Raw genomic sequence first — 20,622 nt, forward strand, 5'->3', positions numbered from 1 at the left:
GGAGAGAAAGCGGTATGACACAATTAACAGTTAAAGCACTGAGTGAAGAGATTGGTACGCCAGTTGACCGCTTAATTGAACAACTTGCTGATGCAGGCATGAAGAAAGCAGGGTCGGATCAAGTGACTGATTCAGAGAAGCAAACATTGCTAACGCACCTTAAAAAGGAGCACGGCGATACTTCAGGCGAAACAGAACCGACTCGTTTAACTCTTCAACGCAAGACCCGCAGCACGCTAAGTGTTGCCGCTGGAGGCGGTAAGAGTAAGGATGTTCAAGTAGAGGTACGTAAAAAGCGTACTTACGTGAAGCGCAGCACTATTGAAGATGAAGCGAAACGTGAAGCTGAGGAAGTAGCTAATCGTGAAGCGGAAGAGAAAGCACAACGCGATGCTGAAGAGCAAGCGAAACGTGATGCTGCAGAGAAAGCACAGCGCGAAGCCGAAGAAAAAGTAACACGTGAAGCGGATGCAAAACGTGAAGCTGAAGAGAAGGCTCAACGCGCACAAGCTGAAAAGGCTAAAAAAGACATGAATTCAAAAAATGCAGACGCTAACGCACAAGCGAAAAAAGAAGCGGATGAACTTAAAGCTCGTCAAGAGCTAGAAGCAACTCGTAAAGCAGAAGCTGAAGCAGCTAAGCTTGTTGAAGAAGCTCGTAAGTTAGCAGAAGAGAACCAAGAACGTTGGTCTGAAGAAGAGAAGAAGAAGAAAGAGCAAGAGAAATCTGCGGATTACCATGTGACTACTTCTACTTACGCTCGTGAAGCTGAAGATGCGGCAGATAAGAAAGATGAGAAAGCACCTCGTCGTCGCAAGAAGAAAGCAGCTCCTGCTAACCAACCTGCAAACAACCGTGGTGGTCGTAACCAACGTGGTCGTGGCGGTAAAGGTAAGCTTGCTAAACCAACTTCAATGCAGCAAGGCTTCGATAAGTCAGCAACTGTTGCTAAATCTGACGTTGCTATCGGCGAAACTATCGTTGTTTCTGAACTGGCTAGCAAAATGTCAGTTAAAGCAACTGAAGTTATCAAAGTAATGATGAAGATGGGCGCTATGGCGACTATCAACCAAGTGATCGACCAAGAAACAGCACAACTTGTTGCTGAAGAAATGGGTCACAAGGTAATCCTACGTAAAGAAAACGAACTTGAAGAAGCAGTACTAGCTGACCGTGATAGCGATGCTATCGCTGAAGGTCGTGCTCCTGTTGTTACTATCATGGGTCACGTTGACCACGGTAAAACTTCAACACTTGACTACATTCGTAAAGCACACGTTGCTTCTGGGGAAGCTGGCGGTATCACGCAGCACATTGGTGCTTACCACGTAGATACAGACAACGGCATGATCACTTTCCTTGATACTCCTGGACACGCGGCGTTTACCGCTATGCGTGCTCGTGGTGCTCAAGCGACAGATATCGTTGTACTTGTAGTTGCAGCAGACGATGGCGTAATGCCACAAACAATCGAAGCAATCCAGCACGCGAAAGCGGCAGGCGTTCCTCTGATTGTTGCTGTGAACAAGATCGATAAAGAGGGTGCAAACCCAGACAACGTTAAGAATGAGCTAGCTCAATACGACGTTATCCCTGAAGAATGGGGCGGTGAGAACATCTTCGTTCACATCTCTGCAAAACAGGGTACAAACATCGATGGTCTTCTAGAAGCTATCCTTCTTCAGTCTGAAGTTCTTGAACTTACAGCGGTTAAAGAAGGCATGGCGTCTGGTGTTGTTGTTGAATCTCGTCTTGATAAAGGTCGTGGTCCAGTTGCAACAGTACTAGTACAGTCTGGTACTCTAAACAAAGGCGATATCGTTCTTTGTGGTCAAGAGTACGGCCGTGTTCGTGCAATGCGTGATGAAAACGGTAAAGACATCGAAACTGCAGGTCCATCTATTCCTGTAGAAATTCTAGGTCTTTCTGGTGTTCCTTCGTCAGGCGATGAAGCGACTGTTGTACGTGATGAGCGTAAAGCACGTGAAGTTGCGAACTACCGTCAAGGTAAATTCCGTGATGTTAAACTAGCTCGCCAACAAAAAGCGAAACTAGAGAACATGTTCGCGAACATGACGGCTGGCGAAGTTGCTGAGCTTAACGTGGTACTTAAAGCTGACGTTCAAGGTTCTGTAGAAGCGATTGCTGACTCTCTACTGAAACTGTCAACTGACGAAGTGAAAGTGAACATCGTAGGTTCTGGTGTTGGTGGTATTACTGAAACTGATGCAACGCTTGCTGCAGCTTCTAACGCTATCATCCTTGGTTTCAACGTTCGTGCTGACGCAACTGCGCGTAACACGGTTCAGAACGAAAACCTAGATCTACGTTACTACTCAATCATTTACCAACTAATTGACGAAGTTAAACAGGCGATGGGCGGTATGCTTGCTCCTGAATTCCGTCAAGAGATCATTGGTCTTGCACAAGTTCGTGACGTATTTAAGTCGCCTAAACTTGGTGCAATCGCTGGTTGTATCGTGACTGAAGGTACGATTAAGCGTAGCAACCCAATCCGTGTACTTCGTGAAAACGTTGTTATCTACGAAGGTGAACTAGAGTCACTTCGTCGCTTTAAAGATGACGTTCAAGAAGTTAAGAACGGTTACGAGTGTGGTGTCGGCGTTAAGAACTACAACGACGTTCGCGTTGGTGACCAGATCGAAGTATTCGAAATCGTTGAGGTTAAACGTACTCTAGACTAATCAGTCTGTACGACTCGACATATTGACTAAGGTTACTAACATTACTAGTAAAGGTAATAAGTAATCGGTTGTTGAATACACCATGGGGGGCTGGTTATTACCAAGCCCCCCATCTTTCTAAGTGAGAAAAGAAAATGTCAAAAGAATTTAGCCGCACACAACGTGTGTCTCAGCAGCTTCAAAAAGAGCTTGCGCTTATCCTACAACGTGAAGTTCGTGACTCACGTATTGGTATGGTAACTATCTCAGACGTAGAAGTGTCTCGTGACCTTGCTTACGCAAAAGTGTTCGTGACTTTCCTATGTGTTGGTGAGCAAACACCGGAATCATGCCTTAAAGCTCTTAAAGAGCATGAAGTGCCAGTTCGTATGGCTCTTGGTAAGCGTATTCGCCACCGTCTAACGCCTGAAGTTCGTTTTACTTACGACAACACACTAGTAGAAGGCATGCGTATGTCTAACCTAGTAAGTGAAGTTCTGAACGATGATAAGCGTAAGCAAGAAGAAGCTGGCCGCACTGACGAAGCTCAGTCTAAGGGCGAAGAGTAATGGCTCGCCGTCGTAAAGGTCGCCCTATCAACGGGGTAATTCTATTAGATAAGCCGACTGGCATTTCGTCTAATGATGCACTGCAAAAAGTAAAGCGTATTTACTTTGCAGAGAAGGCAGGGCACACCGGTGCTCTGGATCCTCTTGCGACTGGCATGCTGCCAATTTGTCTTGGTGAAGCAACGAAGTTCTCTCAGTTTCTTCTAGATTCTGATAAGCGCTACGTTGTTATCGCTAAGCTTGGTGAGCGTACCAATACCTCTGACTCTGATGGTGAAGTGGTAGAGACACGTGATGTTAACGTGACTCAAGAACAGCTTGAACGTTGCATTGCGAGCTTCAAGGGTGAAACCGATCAGATACCATCAATGTTTTCGGCATTGAAGTATCAAGGTAAGCCTTTGTACGAATACGCACGTGCAGGTATCGAGGTTCCTCGTGAGTCTCGTAAGATCACTGTGTACTCTATTGAACTGCTTCGCTTTGAAGGTGATGAAGTTGAAATGGAAGTGCACTGTTCGAAAGGCACATACATCCGCACAATTACCGACGACCTTGGTGAAATGCTAGGTTGTGGTGCTCACGTGACCATGCTTCGTCGTACAGGTGTCGCAAAGTACCCATACGAGCGTATGGTGACTTTGGAGCAGTTAAACGAGATCCTAGAGCAAGCACAGGCGCAAGAAATTGCACCGAAAGAGCTGCTTGATCCACTGCTGATGCCAATGGACACTGCCGTTGAAGACTTACCAGAAGTAAACCTGAACGCGGAACTGACTGACCTAGTTCAGCACGGTATGCCAGTTCAGGTTGCTGGTGCGCCAACTGAAGGCACGGTTCGTATGACAAGTGGCGAAGAGAAGCTGTTTGTCGGCGTAGCTCAGATTGCTGAAGATGGCCGAGTTGCACCGAAGCGTTTGGTTGTTTTCAGAGATGAAGAGCCACAAGCGTAGCGCTTACATCGGATCTTAGCGCTGAGTCGTGAAAAGCGAGCAAATAAGATAGAAAGCGAACGCCTAATTTAGGTGGTTCGCTTTTTTCGTTTTTAATGGGTTCGATTGTTATTGCACCAACTGACAAACTTCCCTATAATCCTCGGCTCGCGTAGCGGCTGAATCAGAGATTGGCTGCTACAAATATAAACTTACTCTTATCAGGAGAGAATTATGTCTCTGAATGCAGAAACTAAAGCAGCAATCGTTGCAGAATACGCACAATCTGAAGGCGACACAGGTTCACCAGAAGTACAAGTAGCACTACTTACTGCTTCTATCAACCACCTACAAGGTCACTTCAAAGCGCACAAACACGATCACCACAGCCGTCGTGGTCTACTACGTATGGTTTCTAGCCGTCGTAAGCTTCTTGATTACTTGAAAGGCAAAAACCTTGCTCGTTACCAAGACCTAATCAAGCGTCTAGGCCTACGTCGCTAATAGCGATGTCTGCAAAGACAGTTTGAAGAAAAGGAGCATTTATGCTCCTTTTTTTGTGCCTGTAAGAAAATGCTAGGCTGGATGCTCAGAATATCATCTGGCTTTTTCTGATAGGAAATATATCTCCTAATAAAAATAGTTTATACTACGCCCGCCTATAGCGTTTTCAGCGTTTGGCAATCAACCTCTCAAGAGATTACAGTCACAGATGTCGGCCAATAGGTCGCGACTATTCAAAGGCGGATTTGGTCTTAATTCGGCGTATGAACACATACAAAGAGTCACCATCCTAAGTCCCTTTTCACTAGTCGCGATTGGTAATGTCTTGAGTCATTATTCACTTAATCTAAAGTCTGACTTTAGAGCTAAGGATATACAATGTTTGAAAAACCAGTTGTAAAATCGTTCCAGTACGGTAACCACACCGTTACTCTAGAAACGGGCGTAATTGCACGTCAAGCTACTGCTGCTGTAATGGCGACTATGGACGATACTTCAGTATTCGTTTCTGTTGTTGCTAAGAAAGAAGCAGTTGCAGGTCAAGACTTCTTCCCACTAACAGTAAACTACCAAGAGCGTACATACGCTGCGGGTAAAATCCCTGGTGGTTTCTTCAAGCGTGAAGGTCGTCCATCTGAAGGCGAAACACTAACAGCTCGTCTGATTGACCGTCCAATTCGTCCACTTTTCCCAAGTGCGTTTAAAAACGAAGTTCAAGTTATCGCTACGGTTGTTTCTATCAACCCTGACGTAAACCCAGACATGATCACTATGATCGCAACATCTGCTGCGCTTGCTATCTCTGGTGCTCCATTCAATGGTCCTATCGGTGCTGCACGTGTTGGTCACATCGACGGCGAACTTGTTCTTAACCCATCAAATACTGAGCTTGAAAACTCTAAACTAGACCTAGTAGTGTCTGGTACAGAAGGCGCAGTACTTATGGTTGAATCTGAAGCAGATAACCTATCTGAAGAAGAAATGCTTTCAGCTGTTGTTTACGGTCACGACCAACAACAAGTTGTAATCAAAGCAATCAACGAGTTTGCTGCTGAAGTTGCAACTCCATCTTGGAACTGGGAAGCACCAGCAGTTAACACTGAGCTTAAAGCTCAAGTTGCTGAACTTGCTGAAACTCGTCTATCTGACGCGTACCAGATCACTGAGAAAATGGCTCGTTACGAGCAAGTTGGCGCAATCAAGAACGACGTTGTTGAAGCTCTAATTGCACAAGACGAAAACCTAGATGAGCGCGAAATCCGCGGCATGCTTGGTTCTCTAGAGAAAAACGTAGTACGTAGCCGCATCATCGCTGGCAACCCACGTATCGATGGCCGTGAAAAAGACATGGTTCGTGCGCTAGACGTACGTACTGGTGTTCTTCCACGTACACACGGTTCTTCTCTATTCACTCGTGGTGAAACTCAAGCACTTGTTACTGCAACGCTTGGCACACAACGTGATGCTCAAATCATTGACAGCCTAATGGGTGAGAAGAAAGACAACTTCCTTCTACACTACAACTTCCCTCCATACTGTGTAGGTGAAACTGGTTTCGTTGGTTCTCCTAAGCGTCGTGAAATTGGTCACGGTAAGCTTGCTAAACGTGGTATCCAAGCAGTAATGCCTTCTGTTGAAGAATTCCCATACACAGTTCGTGTTGTATCGGAAATCACAGAATCTAACGGTTCTTCTTCAATGGCTTCTGTATGTGGTACATCTCTAGCTCTTATGGATGCTGGTGTTCCAATCAAAGCTTCTGTTGCGGGTATCGCAATGGGTCTTGTTAAAGAAGGCGACGATTTCGTTGTTCTTTCTGACATCCTTGGCGACGAAGATCACCTAGGTGACATGGACTTTAAAGTAGCAGGTACTAACGCTGGTATCACTGCACTTCAAATGGACATCAAGATTGAAGGTATCACTAAAGAGATCATGCAAATTGCACTTAACCAAGCGCAAGGTGCACGTAAGCACATCCTTTCTGTAATGGATGAAGCTATCTCTGGTGCTCGTGAAGATATCTCTGAATTCGCTCCACGTATCCACACAATGAAAATCAGCTCTGATAAGATCAAAGATGTTATCGGTAAAGGCGGCGCAGTTATCCGTGCTCTTTGTGAAGAAACGGGTACTACAATTGAAATCGAAGACGATGGCACAATCAAGATTGCTGCTACTGAAGGCGCAGCTGCTAAAGAAGCTATCCGTCGTATCGAAGAGATCACAGCTGAAGTTGAAGTTGGCCGCATTTACCAAGGTAAAGTTGCTCGTCTAGCTGACTTCGGTGCATTCGTTACTATCCTTCCAGGTAAAGATGGTCTAGTACACATCTCTCAAATCGCTGACAAGCGCGTTGAGAAAGTGTCTGACTACCTAACTGAAGGTCAAGAAGTTCCTGTTAAGGTTCTTGAAATTGACCGTCAAGGCCGTGTACGTCTAAGCATGAAAGAAGCAGTTGAAACGCCAGCTGAAGGCGAAGCACCTGCTGCTGAGTAATTCTCAGTGTGTCGATGGTGATATCGCTTTTTAGTGATTTCTAACCTATCGTCAACAAAGCATGTTATAAAGGGGAGCATATCGCTCCCCTTTTTTATTGCGGTCATAACAGGAGTAATTATTTGTGAAATGGTTTCAAACCGCGAGTATGTGTTTACTGCTTGTACTAACAGGTTGTGCGACAACATCAGATAACACCTCAAGTTGGGTTTATCCACCGATGGCTGTGCCACTGCAACCAAGCGTTCAGCAAGAAGTTCAAATTGCACGTCTTAGTCAGTTATTACAGCGCCCAGATTTGAACGATGAAGTTCGAGCTAAGATGCTGTTTGAACGTGGTAACTACTACGACAGTGTTGGCCTGCGTGATCTCGCGCGTCTCGACTTCAACCAATCTCTTTCATTGAACCCTGCTCAACCTGATATCTTCAATCTTTTGGGTGTTTACTTTACGCAGGTAGGGGAGTTTGATGCGGCTTATGAATCTTTTGATTCTACGTTAGAGCTTGATCCTGCAAACTCTTACGCAGAAAGGAACCGCTCTATCGCGCTTTACTATGGCGAGCGTTACGACTTAGCCAATGAAGAGATGATGAAGCACTATGCCGACGATCCTAGCGATCCGTTTCGCGCTCTGTGGTTGTACATCATTCAGCATGAGCTGACGCCAGAGCAGGCTAAGCTTGATTTGCAAAAACGTTACGAGAGCCGTGATGAGCAGTGGGGTTGGGTATTAGTCGCGATTATGCTTGATGACATTACTGAAGAGCAGGCTTTCAAGGCGATCTTAACCGGTACTCGTGACAACACGTTACTTGCGCAGCGTCTAACAGAGACGTACTTCTACCTTGCTAAGCGTTACCATATGAATGGTGATTACGCGAATGCTATCTCTTTGTACAAGTTAGCGGTTTCTTTTAACGTGTATGAATACGTAGAACATCGTTACTCTTTCTTAGAGTTAAGCCGTATCTTCACCACACTTAAAGCTGAGCACTTAGCGCAAGTTAAGCTGGCTGAGGCCGAAGAAGAAGCTAACGCTAAGTAAGCAACACATTTTGATTCCGAAAAGCCGCTGCCTGTGAACTGTCAGCGGTTTTTTTATGCTCCTTTTTTATGATCTTCATCTCGTTTTGATTGCTTTTTATTTAAACAACACTAAAATAGTTAGTCTTGCTAACTAAATGCCATTCTTTGATTAGGTGAGTATGCTGAACCAGAATTTAGAAAAGATTGAGCGCTTCGCCTCTAAGATATGGCGCACTCAGGTAAATGAAGATCCTATTTGCCAATTGAGCTTCAATGAATATGACTATTTGAAGGTCATTCAAGCCTCTCCTGAACCGATCCGATTGACAGATCTGGCGATTGAAATGCAAGTAACCAAGCCTTCAGCAACTACTATGGTTCAAAGGTTAGAGAGAAAAGGTCTCGTTGAGCGTAAAGCTTCGCTCGAAGATGCGAGGTCTAAGTTGGTCGTACTGACCAGCAAAGCGGAAGTCGGCTTGGAAGAAGAAAGTAAGATCTATCAGGTCATGGCACAGATACTGGAAAGCCGTTTGTCTGAGCAAGAATCTCAGCAGTTAAACCTATTATTAAATAAAGCTTTAAAGTAAATAATTTAGATATTTAGTTAGCCTTGTTAACTAATTTTTCGAGTCATATCTTGTTGATATGCGACTCACAAATGAAAGTAGAGTAAGAAATGAGTAACTCAATTAGTCGTCAATTTTGGCGATACACAATCCCTACCGTGGCGGCCATGTTGGTTAATGGCCTGTACCAAGTGGTGGATGGCATCTTCATTGGCCGCTATGTGGGGGCTGATGGACTTGCAGGTATCAATGTTGCGTGGCCTGTGATTGGTTCGATTCTTGGTATTGGTATGTTGGTGGGTGTGGGCACAGGTGCGCTTGTCTCGATTCGCCAAGGTGAAAAAGATACTCAAGGCGCTAAGCAGATCTTAGCAACGGGCTTAACCTTGTTGTTAGCGATAACGCCTATTGTCTCTGCATTGCTGTTCTTGTTTGCTGATAACTTCTTGCTTTGGCAGGGCGCTGAAGGGCGAGTGTATGAACTTGGTCTGCAGTACTTACACATTCTGATTGGTGCTAGTGTCTTCACGCTAGGTTCGATCGCGATGCCGTTTCTACTGCGTAACGATGACAGTCCGAACTTAGCGACGATACTGATGATCGTTGGTGCGGTGATTAATATCGTGCTCGATTACCTGTTTATCGCTCTCTATGGCTGGGAGTTGATGGGTGCAGCATTAGCAACAGCGATTGCCCAGTTTGTAGTAACGGCTCTCGGCTTGGCTTACTTCTTCTCGCGTCGAGCAAACCTACGTTTACGTTGGAATGAGTTGAGATTGAAGCTGGATGTGATTCCACAAATCTTCGCCATTGGTACATCAAGCTTCTTTATGTACGCTTATGGTTCGATGATGGTGGCGTTGCACAATGCGTTGTTCTCTCAATATGGCGACCAGTTGATGATCGGTGCTTACGCGATTTTGGGCTACATCGTGACGGTTTATTATCTCACGGCTGAAGGTATCGCCAACGGCATGCAACCATTGGTGAGCTACAACCATGGTGCGCGTAACCAAGCAAACATCCGCAAGCTACTTAAGATTGCGATGATGAGTTCGGTATTGATTGGTGTGGCGTTCGTGCTGCTTCTCAATGCGTTCCCACGTGAGTTTGTATCAGTATTTAACTCAGACGAACCTCAGTTGGTTGAGTACACCGTGTTGGGTATTCGCCTTCACATGTTTGCACTGGCGCTGGATGGCTTCTTGGTAGTCGCAGCTGCTTACTATCAAGCGGTGAACAAGGGCAGCAAGGCGATGTTTGTGACTATAGGTAATATGCTTATCCAACTACCGTTCTTGTACATTATGCCTAAGTTGTATGGTGTGCCGGGGATCTGGATTGCGTACCCACTGTCTAACATCGCACTAAGTGTGGTGGTGATGGTAATGCTCTACAAAGACTTAAAGAAGCTCGATGCCTCACCGATGGAAACCGCGACGGCATAGGCCGTGTTTCTTAAGTCGCATTAAAAAGGTCTAGCGAACGCTAGACCTTTTTTGTATCTGTTGCTGGTTAGTCCAATGCGAGGAACTAGATGTTCTTAACGTCTAAACCTGCAAGCTGATGCCAGTAACCATTACATTGGCGGCTTTCAATCTTCATCGGTTTTTGACCTTGCTCGTTCGCTCTGAAGTTATTGATTTCAGAGAAGGTATCGATGCCGAGTGGGCTTAAACGAACCACATCAACCAAGTCGTGCATATTTGGCAAATCGTTGACTAGGTTGTAGCAGTAGCCTGATTGCGTCTGAATACCGTTAAGGTTGAAGACTGATTGGCCTTCTTGGCTTTCTACTTGTAGCCCTGTTGGGTACTTGATACAGCAGGTTTCGCAATCGTCTTTAGCTTTGTTTTCAGCGCGAGCGGTAAAGCAGCGTGCTGAGTAAGCAAGCGGCAGGTAGCCGTGGCTAAACACTTCAACTTCGAACTTGTTACGAATATTTAGCTCTTCGCACTGGGTCATTACGTTGCTTAGCCATTCGCGAGAAAGCTCAACCGGCATACACCAACGCGTCATGCCTTGTTTCAAGAATAGGTTCAGGGTGCGTGCGTTGTAGGTGTTTACTGCCGGGCCAACCACGAAAGGTACTTTGCTTTCGCTGGCCAGTTGAATTGCAGACACATCATTGGCTTCGATCGCAAAGTCACCGTTATCGATGTACTTCTTCATGATGTTGACTTCGCTTGGTGCTTCTAGCAATGCCATGGTGGAAAGTACGACTTGCTTACCTGAAGCAGACAGCTCTTTAGCAATGTCCATCCAGTGTTTCGCTTTCATCTCACGACGCTTTGAACACACCGCTTCACCTAGGTAGATGATATCGGCAGAGCTTGATTTCGCTTGCTCATAGAAGCTTTCAACGTCTTGTTTTGGCCAAAAATAAAGTAGAGGGCCTAATGCGTATTTCATTGAGTTCTCCATTTGGCTCTATTGCCATTTACGGTGATAAGCGCCAAGCGTGGTTTGTGTACCTTCCGATACATTCGCCAGTGTCGCATTCCAAGCTTGTTCCACTTGGTATTGTTCTGGGTTCGCTAAGTAGCGATCGATAGCTGCACGCCACGTACGAGTGACTTGTTCAACATAAGCCGGGCTGCGTTGGCGACCTTCAATCTTCACTGAGGCAACGTTCGCCGCGAAAAGCTCAGGCAACATGGATAGCGTGTTGAGGCTGGTTGGCTCTTCAAGTGCGTGATAGCGCTTACGTTCACCATCGATATCTGCTTCAAAGCGGCCTTTACACAGCGTTGGGTAACCTGCGTTTTCACCTGCTTCATATTTATCGATAAGGATTTCGTTCAAGCGAGATTCGAGGCCAGTTTCTGTTTCTTGCCAGCGAACGTATTTCGCCGGAGAACAAGCACCAACAGTATTTGGTGATTCGCCTGTCATGTATGAAGAGAGGTAGCAACGGCCTTCTGCCATGATGCACAAGCTACCAAAAGCGAATACTTCAAGGTCAACGTCAGAAGTGATGTTACGAGAAAGCTGTTTGACCTGATGAATCGACAACACACGCGGTAGTACGACACGCTTAACGTTGAAGTTTTTATGGTAGAAGTCGATAGCCGCCGCATTGGTCGCAGATGCTTGCACTGATAGGTGCAGTTCTAGATCTGGATACTTATTTGCTGCGTACTCAAGCACCGCGATGTCTGCGATGATCAGCGCATCAACACCCAGAGCAGCGGCGTTGTCTACGGCATTAGTCCAACGGTCGAAGCCATTTGGGTGAGCAAACGTATTTAGGGCAACATGAATTTTCTTGTTGTGGTCATGCACATACTGCACAGCACGATCGAGCTTTTTACCCGCAAAGTTTAGGCCTGCAAAGTGTCGGGCATTGGTATCGTCTTTGAATCCGATATAGACAGCATCCGCACCACAATCAATAGCGGTTTTCAAAGCAGGTAAGTTACCCGCTGGGCATAAGAGTTCCATTTGCTCACTACCAGTAGAATTAAGTTGAAGCGAGCATTTTATGAAGAATTGTGAATGACGGAATTGATGTAAGGCAGGTTTAGATGGATAAATCTGCTTTTACTCCGTTTGAGGTACTGACGAGTGACCGTTTTACATGTTGGCTTGGTTTAAATATGAGGTACTTGATTAGTTCTTATGACGGCGGTTTTGGGCAAACAACTCTTCGACATCTTGTTTTGGTTGCGGACGGTAGAAGTGGAAGCCTTGAATCGAACTACAGTTGAGGTTCGATAATAGAGTCGCTTGCTCACTGGTTTCGACACCTTCAGCAACCACGGTCAAATCGAGAGATTTACCTAGGTTGATGATGTTTTCAATTACGGTGATTTGCTTTGGTAGGGTATCGATATCAGAGATGAAAGCACGGTCTATCTTAAGCTCATCAATTGGGAAGCGAGCAAGGTAAGACAGTGAAGAGTAACCTGTACCAAAATCATCAATGGAGAGAGCAAAGCCAAGTTTCTTGATGGCGTTAAGCATTTGGAGTGTGTGTTCACTATCACTCATCACCGCACTTTCCGTTAGCTCGAACGTAATCACACTTGGATCAAGCTCGGTCGAACGCAGTAGCTTTTCCATGTAATCAATCAGCTTTGGGTTACCAAACTGTTCTGGTGAAAGGTTGATAGCCACTCGACCTGGAAGGATACCTTGTATCTTCCAGCGTTTAACCGTAGCAAACACTTCGCGCATTACCACTCGGCCAAGTTGTTCGATAAGACCAGCTCGCTCCGCTACAGGAATGAACGCAGCAGGACTGATATAACCTTCGACAGGATGCTTCCAACGTACCAGAGCTTCAGCGCCGTTGATGGTGAAATCACGGGCATTCACTTTTGGTTGATACCAAACCTCAAGTCCATTCTGTTGCAGCGCTTTTTGTAGCTCTATCTCAAGCCACAGTCGCATGCGCGCTTCTTTGTTCATCTGTTCGTTGAACTTGATCAGGCGGTTGCGACCACGATCTTTGGCTTCATACATTGCTGTGTCTGCATTTTGCAGCAAGATACGAGCATCAGTCCCATCTTGAGGAAAGCTCACGCTACCAATTGAGCAGGATAAGCGTTTGCTAAAGTGGTGAAGATCGAAGGGTTGGTTGATAAGGGATATGATCTTTTCAGCGAGCATTTCAGGTGTTCGCTGATGTTCAGGTTCTGGCAAGATAATACCAAACTCATCCCCGCCTAAATGCCCAATCACGGCCTTACGAGGCAGTAAGCGTTTAAGGCGCGAAGCGACCTCTTTTATCACCTTGTCACCGATGTGATGACCGAGTGAGTCATTGATATTCTTGAAGTTATCAATGTCTAAGTAGAGCATCACCACCGGCGTATCGTTGTGAATGAACTGCTCAAGACGCTTAGTAAACCCAACTCGGTTGTAGAGCTTGGTCAGTGCATCGATGTAGGCATCTTCACTGTTTGCCGGTGTGTATTGTTTTGCGGTTTCTTGTGCGTCTTGGATAAGCACCAACTGAGTGTTGCTTCCAAGAACAGTGGTGGAGTCGATGTTGAGCTGAACCTTACGTTCAAAGCCGCATCGTGCACCCGTTAAGCAAACCAAACCAGACTCAGAAATAATAGAGCTGAGGTTATTATTGAAGACTGTTTTGGTTTGTTCATCGATAAATAGGCGTCCCAACTCTTCACCAATTAACTCTGTGGTTGAGTTAAAGCCAAGCAAGCGCGCTGCTGCTGGGTTAGATGACAAGATGTAGTCACTTTCAACGAGCAGTAATCCATCTGGAAGTAGTTGAGATAGTTTGTGGAATTTGGCTTCGGATTCTTCTAAAGAACGGACAAGTACTTGGTTTTCTGATGTGTCGAAGGCGTGAAAGACGATGTAGTCGGTTTTGTTGCCATTGGTAAGCGGAGATAGGCTGAAATGAAGGCTGGTATCGAGGTCTGTTTCGTTGAGGGTGACTTCGGCCTCAATCGTTTCGCCACTGAATGCACGCTCATAGTAAGGCTTGAGATGTTGGTAGAACTGTTCGCCCAATGTTTGGCGATCATTCATGCCTGCAAGCTCTGTTTGACTCAAACCAGCAATATCGCAGTAACGCTCATTCACCATAAAATAGTTATGTTGAGCATCAAGTACTGCAAAAAAGAACGGACTATTTGCAGTTAGCTGGGTAAACCAATGTTGTAGTTGTTGGGGAGGCATCAAAGTACTACCAATTCTCCAAGAGCTTGAATATTCACTATCGATAAATATTTATTACTTTTTGTGTGGCTATCGATATTTACCTGTGAGTGCAGCGATCCGCTGTAATTCTCATTACCTGAGTTACTATAACTGTGATTTTCAGGATATTAAAGGTCGAGTATCAAACAGAAGTTAATTTGATACATAACAGTAACTGAGATCTCAACATCATCTATGATGCATTCCATATTATTGACAAAGTTACGGATAAGTCACGTGATAAACAAGATTCGCACTCAACTAGTTCAAAATGCCGCATCAATTTTGCGATCTCCAGTCCAGTTATTGCCTAAAACAGTACAAAAAAGAGCCTTATTGGAGGCGCTTAAGAATGTATTCAAGGAAGCTTTAGAGGACGGTGACTTTGAGTTTTTAGAAGACAAATGGCTGAAAGTCTCAATAAAAGACATGGGGTTAAGTTGGTGTATTAGCTACAAAAATGAGCAACTGGTTGTAGCTGATAAAGAGGTGGTTGAAGATGTAAGCTTTAGCGGCAATCTTAACGATCTTGTGTTGATTGCGGGGCGTAAAGAAGACCCAGATACGCTTTTCTTCCAACGTAGACTGTCTATTGAAGGCGATACCGAGCTCGGTTTAGAAGTTAAAAACTTGATGGATAGCGTAGATTTGGACTTATTGCCGACTCCTATGAAAACTTTGTTAAATCAATTAGCTGATTTTGTGCAGAAGGGAGTACAATCCCCAGATACACAAAGTGAGGTAATGAATGCTTATTCGAACTGAAGCACCGGCAGATATACTTGTCATTGATCGTTTATTGAAATCTGTTTTTGAAACAGATGCAGAAGCTAACTTGGTTATGAGCTTGCGTGAGAATAGCCATTTAACGCTATCGCTGGTGGCTTGTTCTGATGAAGGCGAGGTGGTTGGTCACCTGATGTTTAGCCCTATCACTCTTGATGGCGACGATCATAACTGGCAAGGGCTTGCGCCTCTCGCTGTGAAAGAAGAATTCCGCAACCAAGGCATTGCCAAATCTCTAGTTGAAGATGCGTTTTCCACTTTGGTTGATTTTGGTTACCCAGCTTGCGTTGTGTTGGGTGATCCTGCTTATTACAGCCGCTTTGGTTTCAAGGCTGCGAGCGAGTTTGGACTGAGTTGTGTTTGGGATGTGCCTGAAGGTGCTTTCCAAGCGATTGAGTTGGTAGACAGTGCGTTTGCTGGACATGCTGGTGAGATTGCTTACAGCTCCGAGTTCAACGACTTATAAGCTGATTTATCACGCAATAAGATACAAACTGATTTAGTCTAAATAAAGGAGCTTGATGCTCCTTTATTTTTTGTTAGTATCAGCCCAGTTCTAATAAGCTTCGGCTCCAATAAACTTAAGGTTACTACCGCTAGATATGTCACAAACACACGCGCAATACCTACAAGAGATGGGCATTAGCCAATGGGAACTAAGTCACCCAGAGCGTTTAGCAGGTTATGAATCTGAATTGACTCCGCTCTCGAACGATTGCAAGTTGCTGTTGGTTTCGCCTGAAAAACCTCAGGAAGATCTCGCTGTGATGTTTGAGCGAGTACTCAAAAGTATCAAGCTCGACTTATCTCAAGCCTTACATATTCAGCCTCAACACTTATCTTCTATCGAACTTGGTGATGTTGAATGGGTGTGGTTTGCGGGTTGTGAGTCGGCTCAAGAGCTGAAGGCTAAAACACTTCAATCGCCATTACTGTCTGACATTAACGGTAACAACCAACACCGCCGCGACTTATGGCAACAAATTTGTGCTTATGACTAATCAATTTTTACCGACTTCACAACAACACCTAGACGCCATTTGGAAGATAGAGCAGGCCGCGCATTCTCACCCTTGGTCTGAAAATATGATCCGAGATCTTGATAGCCGAGGCGCTTGTCATCATGTCCTTGAAGTTGATGGACAAGTGGTGGGCTATTTCTTCGCTCAAAATATTGTTGGTGAAGTGACGCTGCTTAATATTGCGGTAGACCCAAGCAAGCAAGGCAAAGGTTATGGTAAGGCACTAACTGAACATTTCCTTGATATATGTGAACAAGCTGATGCTGAAAGCGCTTGGCTGGAAGTTCGCGAAAGTAATGTGAACGCGTTTAATCTTTACGAAAAGGCAGGCTTCAACGAAGTTGATCGCCGTCGTAATTACTATCCAACTAAACAAGGCAACGAAGATGCCATCATTATGAGCTATCTTTTTATGTCTTTTAGCTAGTCATGTTACGTCTTTTCGCTAACTAGATAGCTAATCACAAAATTAGCCAAAAAATAGGGTGTAAACTGACCCTTTAGAAAGTGATACGCTTTCTGTATAATCCGCACACAGAATTCAAGGGCAAGTATTATCTACTTGCCCTTTTTACGCTTTAGATCAGCAAAGGGCGACTATGTCTTTCCAACAAGAAGTGAGCAAACGTAGAACGTTTGCGATTATCTCTCACCCGGATGCGGGTAAAACCACGATTACTGAAAAAGTTCTTTTATTCGGAAACGCGATTCAAAAAGCGGGTACCGTAAAAGGCCGTGGCTCTAACCAGCACGCTAAATCTGACTGGATGGAGATGGAAAAAGAACGTGGTATCTCGGTAACTACGTCGGTAATGCAATTCCCATACAATGATTGCCTAGTAAACCTACTCGATACTCCAGGACACGAAGATTTCTCGGAAGATACGTACCGTACGCTAACAGCGGTTGATTCTTGTTTGATGGTTATCGATGCTGCTAAAGGTGTCGAAGACCGTACTCGTAAGCTGATGGAAGTAACACGTCTTCGTGATACTCCAATCGTAACGTTTATGAACAAACTTGACCGTGATGTTCGTGACCCGATGGAAGTGCTTGATGAAGTGGAAAGCGAGCTAGGTATGGCCTGTGCTCCAATCTCATGGCCAATCGGTTGTGGTAAAGAGTTTAAAGGTGTTTACCATATCCACCGTGACGAAACGATCTTGTACGAATCTGGCCACGGCCACGAGATCCAAGAAGTTCGTATCATCAAAGGTCTAGATAACCCTGAGCTAGATGAAGCAGTAGGTGCTGATCTTGCGGAAAGCGTACGTGAAGAGCTAGAGCTTGTTATCGGTGCTTGTCCTGAGTTTGACCATGAATTATTCCTAGCGGGTGAACTAACGCCGGTTTACTTCGGTACTGCATTGGGTAACTTTGGTGTTGACCACATGCTTGATGGTCTAACGAAATGGGCTCCAGCACCTCAAACGCGTCAAGCGAACGAGCGTGATGTTGAAGCGACAGAAGAGAAGTTCTCTGGTTTCGTATTTAAGATCCAAGCAAACATGGACCCTAAACACCGTGACCGTATCGCATTCATGCGTATCGTTTCGGGTACTTACAACCAAGGTATGAAGATGAACCATGTTCGTACAGGCAAGAGTGTAAGTATCTCTGATGCGGTAACCTTTATGGCGGGTGACCGTGCACGTGCTGAAAAAGCATACGCGGGTGATATTATCGGTCTACATAACCACGGTACTATCCAGATTGGTGATACCTTTACTCAAGGTGAGAGCCTTAAGTTCGCTGGTATTCCTAACTTCGCGCCTGAGCTATTCCGTCGTATCCGTCTACGCGATCCACTGAAGCAGAAGCAACTTCTAAAAGGATTAGTTCAGCTTTCAGAAGAGGGCGCAGTACAAGTATTCCGTCCTATGCAGAACAACGACCTGATCGTTGGTGCGGTTGGTGTCCTTCAGTTCGACGTGGTTGTAGCGCGCTTGAAAGCGGAATACAACGTAGAAGCTATCTACGAAGGTGTTAACGTTGCAACAGCTCGCTGGGTTGAATGTGATGACGCTAAGAAACTAGAAGAATTCAAACGTAAGAACCAATCTAACCTTGCGCTAGATGGCGGTGACAACCTGTCTTACATCGCACCAACTATGGTGAACTTGAACCTAGCTTCTGAACGTTTCCCTGAAGTTCAATTCCGAGCGACGCGCGAGCACTAATAGCGACAGTTCTACATAACATTGTTGGATAATATTAAAGCCGAATTGCTTCTAGCATTCGGCTTTTTTGTTACACTAAGAGTACACCGTTTTGATGGAGTAAAGCGTGTTTGATCTCAATTTAGTAAAGCCATTCCTCTCTGTATATCAACAAAGATCGATAACCAAAGCTGCTGAATCGTTAGAGCTAACTCAACCTGCGGTTAGTGCTGCAATCAAGAGGTTTGAAGCGGTGGTAGGCTATGCGTTGTTCGTAAGAGTAGGGCGTTCAATAGAACCAACGTCAATGTCTCACAAACTGGCTGGTCAATTATCTGATGCTTTAGAGTTGATGGAAGGTGCAGTATCAAGAAAGCGTGATTTTACGGTTTATATGCCTGCGAATCTGCTCCACAAAATGCCCATGCTCAATGGTGTTCAGTTAGTTGAATCCCCAATTTCTGTAGAGAATGTTGTCGAGGATATCCGACTCAATCGAGTAGATTTAGTGGTCGATACTGGTTTACCTAAACAGTCAAGTTTAGCGTCTGAATTTGCAACTACTGATAGATTGCTTCTTATGAGTGATCCTGAAAACAGTCAATTTGGTGAGAAGATTTCGATGGATGAGTTTCTTGAAGCACGGCATGTAACCTTGAAGTTACTTCGCCAAGATACTCAAATAGTCGACTTTCTTTCCGAAAAGAGCTTTACTCGTGATGTTGCTATCGAAGTAAGAAACATCACTAACTTGATATTGGCGGTAAAAGGGACTGACTATATTGCAGCTGTTCCGGTTAGCATGATCCATTTAGCAAAAATCATTGGCTTACAAATTCATGAGCCTCCATTCTCAATGCGTCCCGTGGAGTTTGAGTTTTTCTATCACAAGAAGTATCAAACTAATGGGCAACATCAAGAGTTACGAGATGAGCTTAAACAGTTATTAAATGGCTAGAAATCGAAGGCTAAACCGAATTCCACATAGTTTTTGGTTTCAGGGTATATGGTATAGGTAACGGACGGTTTTACGTACTTCAAGTTAAAGAATACAGCTACTTCGTGATAATGAATGTTGGTCCTAGTTTCATTTCTGATATGTCTAGATCTCGTAGTAGTCTCATCTTTAATATAAAAGTCTTGGGTATCTTTTTTGAATCCGATTTCTTGGTTGAATTTGTAAAGAAAGTCAGCATATTGAATCGGGCTCCACAGAGCGCCTGCACTATAATCGAATGTGTCAGAGGTTTTATATTCCATGTATAAGTTTGGAAGACAAGCATCGAAATCTCTGTCCATATAGTTGTAGTTGATATCGCCAAGCAGTGTCCAATTTTCATGAATCAACTTAGCAACAAAAATGCCTGTTGTGATCTCATGTTCGCTGACTTTTACGGTGTTTTCAGTGTAGTACGTGTCCCCTTGCCAGAATGAATATCCCAACCCTGCTTGCCAATAGTCTTGAGTATCAACCTCTCCAAAAACACGCAATTTATCATTGATTTGATAGTTTATATCAAGTGTGGCGACTGTCTTATCATTGTCTGGGCTTTGAGATAAGCTGACGGAAAAGATATCTGTAAAACGCTCAATAGATTCAATAAGGGTGTCATTTGCAGACGAGTAAAAAGGGAAAGTCAAAGCAAGTATTAATAGAAGGCGTTTCATATTCAAATTCCGAATCGCTTTCCTTAGCTAGTGAGTAAAAACACCCGATAATAGCGTTCACTATTATCGGGTGAGAGGATTTAACTTGGTTTTAGATTAACCGCGCAAACGCTGTTGAATTGCTGATTTAGCTTTTTGTAGCTTGGTTGGGTCGATAGATTGCACTCTGTCTTTTACGTTGTTTTTAACCGCTGGAGGAAGTGTTACATCACCTCGGTCATTTACAACAATACCGTTCCCAAAAGTGACTGTTCCATTTACTTCATCTATGTAGCCTTCACCCACAATATTTCCATGACGATCTTTGATGTGAACCACACCACGATCATCAGCCTCTGCTGTGTAGTCAGTCGTTTGGGATCTGCCATTTACCGTGATTTCAACATAGCCATCGTTAATATCAACTGACACAGTGTGATGACCGTGACCTGGAGGTGTTGGTTCTAAAGGGAGTTCATCTGTTGGTGGTGTAATTGGACGGTCACCAGAAACTAGATAAAAAGATTTGCCATCAAAGCCATACATTTTACC

Annotated in this window: 19 protein-coding genes; 14 read left to right on the forward strand and 5 right to left on the reverse strand. The window is 44.6% G+C overall.

Translation table 11 applies throughout. The annotated features are described in order from the left end of the window. Positions 1-14: 14 nt before the first annotated feature. The 8 genes from infB to AB6E78_RS02660 all read left to right on the forward strand — a co-directional run bounded on the left by infB (position 15) and on the right by AB6E78_RS02660 (position 10,231). Positions 15-2,705 carry a translation initiation factor IF-2 gene (gene infB, locus AB6E78_RS02625; protein ID WP_017059231.1) on the forward strand — a complete coding sequence of 897 codons (2,691 nt, stop codon included), beginning with the start codon at positions 15-17 and terminating at the stop codon, positions 2,703-2,705. Between the two features lie 134 nt (positions 2,706-2,839). Beyond that, entirely contained in the window at positions 2,840-3,253 is a 414-nt protein-coding gene (rbfA, locus tag AB6E78_RS02630; RefSeq protein WP_017059232.1) for a 30S ribosome-binding factor RbfA, read from the forward strand. After that, entirely contained in the window at positions 3,253-4,206 is a 954-nt protein-coding gene (gene truB, locus AB6E78_RS02635; protein WP_017059233.1) for a tRNA pseudouridine(55) synthase TruB, read from the forward strand. Before rbfA ends, truB begins: the two co-directional genes overlap by 1 nt. Before the next feature lie 213 nt (positions 4,207-4,419). After that, positions 4,420-4,689, forward strand: a complete 270-nt coding sequence (gene rpsO, locus AB6E78_RS02640; RefSeq protein WP_010436144.1) for a 30S ribosomal protein S15 — start codon at positions 4,420-4,422, stop codon at positions 4,687-4,689. Positions 4,690-5,067: 378 nt separating this feature from the next. Beyond that, on the forward strand, positions 5,068-7,188 hold the full coding sequence (gene pnp / locus AB6E78_RS02645) for a polyribonucleotide nucleotidyltransferase (protein WP_019819855.1): 2,121 nt from the start codon (positions 5,068-5,070) through the stop codon (positions 7,186-7,188). A 124-nt stretch (positions 7,189-7,312) separates the two neighbouring features. Beyond that, positions 7,313-8,236 carry a lipoprotein NlpI gene (gene nlpI, locus AB6E78_RS02650; protein WP_017059235.1) on the forward strand — a complete coding sequence of 308 codons (924 nt, stop codon included), beginning with the start codon at positions 7,313-7,315 and terminating at the stop codon, positions 8,234-8,236. Positions 8,237-8,396: 160 nt separating this feature from the next. Continuing rightward, on the forward strand, positions 8,397-8,804 hold the full coding sequence (locus AB6E78_RS02655; RefSeq protein WP_017056675.1) for a MarR family winged helix-turn-helix transcriptional regulator: 408 nt from the start codon (positions 8,397-8,399) through the stop codon (positions 8,802-8,804). An 89-nt stretch (positions 8,805-8,893) separates the two neighbouring features. Next, positions 8,894-10,231, forward strand: a complete 1,338-nt coding sequence (locus tag AB6E78_RS02660) for an MATE family efflux transporter (protein ID WP_017065966.1) — start codon at positions 8,894-8,896, stop codon at positions 10,229-10,231. Positions 10,232-10,316: 85 nt separating this feature from the next. On the opposite strand, the gene AB6E78_RS02665 is transcribed toward AB6E78_RS02660, so the two are convergent. From AB6E78_RS02665 to AB6E78_RS02680, 3 genes are all read right to left on the reverse strand, one after another. Next, positions 10,317-11,195, reverse strand: coding sequence for a U32 family peptidase (locus tag AB6E78_RS02665; RefSeq protein WP_017059237.1), 879 nt, complete (start codon positions 11,193-11,195; stop codon positions 10,317-10,319). A gap of 18 nt (positions 11,196-11,213) precedes the next feature. Beyond that, on the reverse strand, positions 11,214-12,227 hold the full coding sequence (locus tag AB6E78_RS02670) for a peptidase U32 family protein (protein WP_017059238.1): 1,014 nt from the start codon (positions 12,225-12,227) through the stop codon (positions 11,214-11,216). 168 nt (positions 12,228-12,395) lie between these two features. Next, positions 12,396-14,435: an EAL domain-containing protein gene (locus AB6E78_RS02680; protein WP_372132654.1), complete on the reverse strand. Its 2,040-nt coding sequence runs from the start codon at positions 14,433-14,435 to the stop codon at positions 12,396-12,398. A gap of 258 nt (positions 14,436-14,693) precedes the next feature. On the opposite strand from AB6E78_RS02680, the gene AB6E78_RS02685 reads away from it, so the two are divergent. The 6 genes from AB6E78_RS02685 (at position 14,694) to AB6E78_RS02710 (ending at position 19,381) form a co-directional block, all read left to right on the forward strand. After that, a complete protein-coding gene (locus AB6E78_RS02685) occupies positions 14,694-15,221 on the forward strand; it encodes an SCP2 domain-containing protein (protein ID WP_029235120.1) in 528 nt (175 codons plus the stop codon). Then, positions 15,205-15,708 carry a GNAT family N-acetyltransferase gene (locus AB6E78_RS02690; protein WP_372132651.1) on the forward strand — a complete coding sequence of 168 codons (504 nt, stop codon included), beginning with the start codon at positions 15,205-15,207 and terminating at the stop codon, positions 15,706-15,708. The genes AB6E78_RS02685 and AB6E78_RS02690 overlap by 17 nt, the downstream gene beginning before the upstream one ends. 136 nt (positions 15,709-15,844) lie before the next feature. Beyond that, on the forward strand, positions 15,845-16,243 hold the full coding sequence (locus AB6E78_RS02695) for a DNA polymerase III subunit psi (RefSeq protein ID WP_132743247.1): 399 nt from the start codon (positions 15,845-15,847) through the stop codon (positions 16,241-16,243). Beyond that, positions 16,236-16,691: a ribosomal protein S18-alanine N-acetyltransferase gene (rimI, locus tag AB6E78_RS02700; RefSeq protein ID WP_017059243.1), complete on the forward strand. Its 456-nt coding sequence runs from the start codon at positions 16,236-16,238 to the stop codon at positions 16,689-16,691. Before AB6E78_RS02695 ends, rimI begins: the two co-directional genes overlap by 8 nt. Before the next feature lie 172 nt (positions 16,692-16,863). Beyond that, entirely contained in the window at positions 16,864-18,444 is a 1,581-nt protein-coding gene (prfC, locus tag AB6E78_RS02705) for a peptide chain release factor 3 (protein ID WP_017059244.1), read from the forward strand. Between the two features lie 106 nt (positions 18,445-18,550). After that, a complete protein-coding gene (locus AB6E78_RS02710) occupies positions 18,551-19,381 on the forward strand; it encodes a LysR family transcriptional regulator (RefSeq protein WP_372111982.1) in 831 nt (276 codons plus the stop codon). Here the strand turns inward: AB6E78_RS02710 and AB6E78_RS02715 are convergent. Both AB6E78_RS02715 and AB6E78_RS02720 read right to left on the reverse strand, forming a co-directional pair. Further along, positions 19,378-20,091 carry a hypothetical protein gene (locus tag AB6E78_RS02715; RefSeq protein ID WP_372132648.1) on the reverse strand — a complete coding sequence of 238 codons (714 nt, stop codon included), beginning with the start codon at positions 20,089-20,091 and terminating at the stop codon, positions 19,378-19,380. The genes AB6E78_RS02710 and AB6E78_RS02715 overlap by 4 nt on opposite strands. Positions 20,092-20,187: 96 nt before the next feature. Next, a partial coding sequence (locus AB6E78_RS02720; RefSeq protein WP_372153725.1) for a hypothetical protein occupies positions 20,188-20,622 on the reverse strand: 435 nt, incomplete at its 5' end.

The sequence above is a fragment of the Vibrio sp. 10N.247.310.98 genome, from assembly GCF_041467395.1.
Lineage (GTDB): Bacteria > Pseudomonadota > Gammaproteobacteria > Enterobacterales > Vibrionaceae > Vibrio > Vibrio crassostreae_C.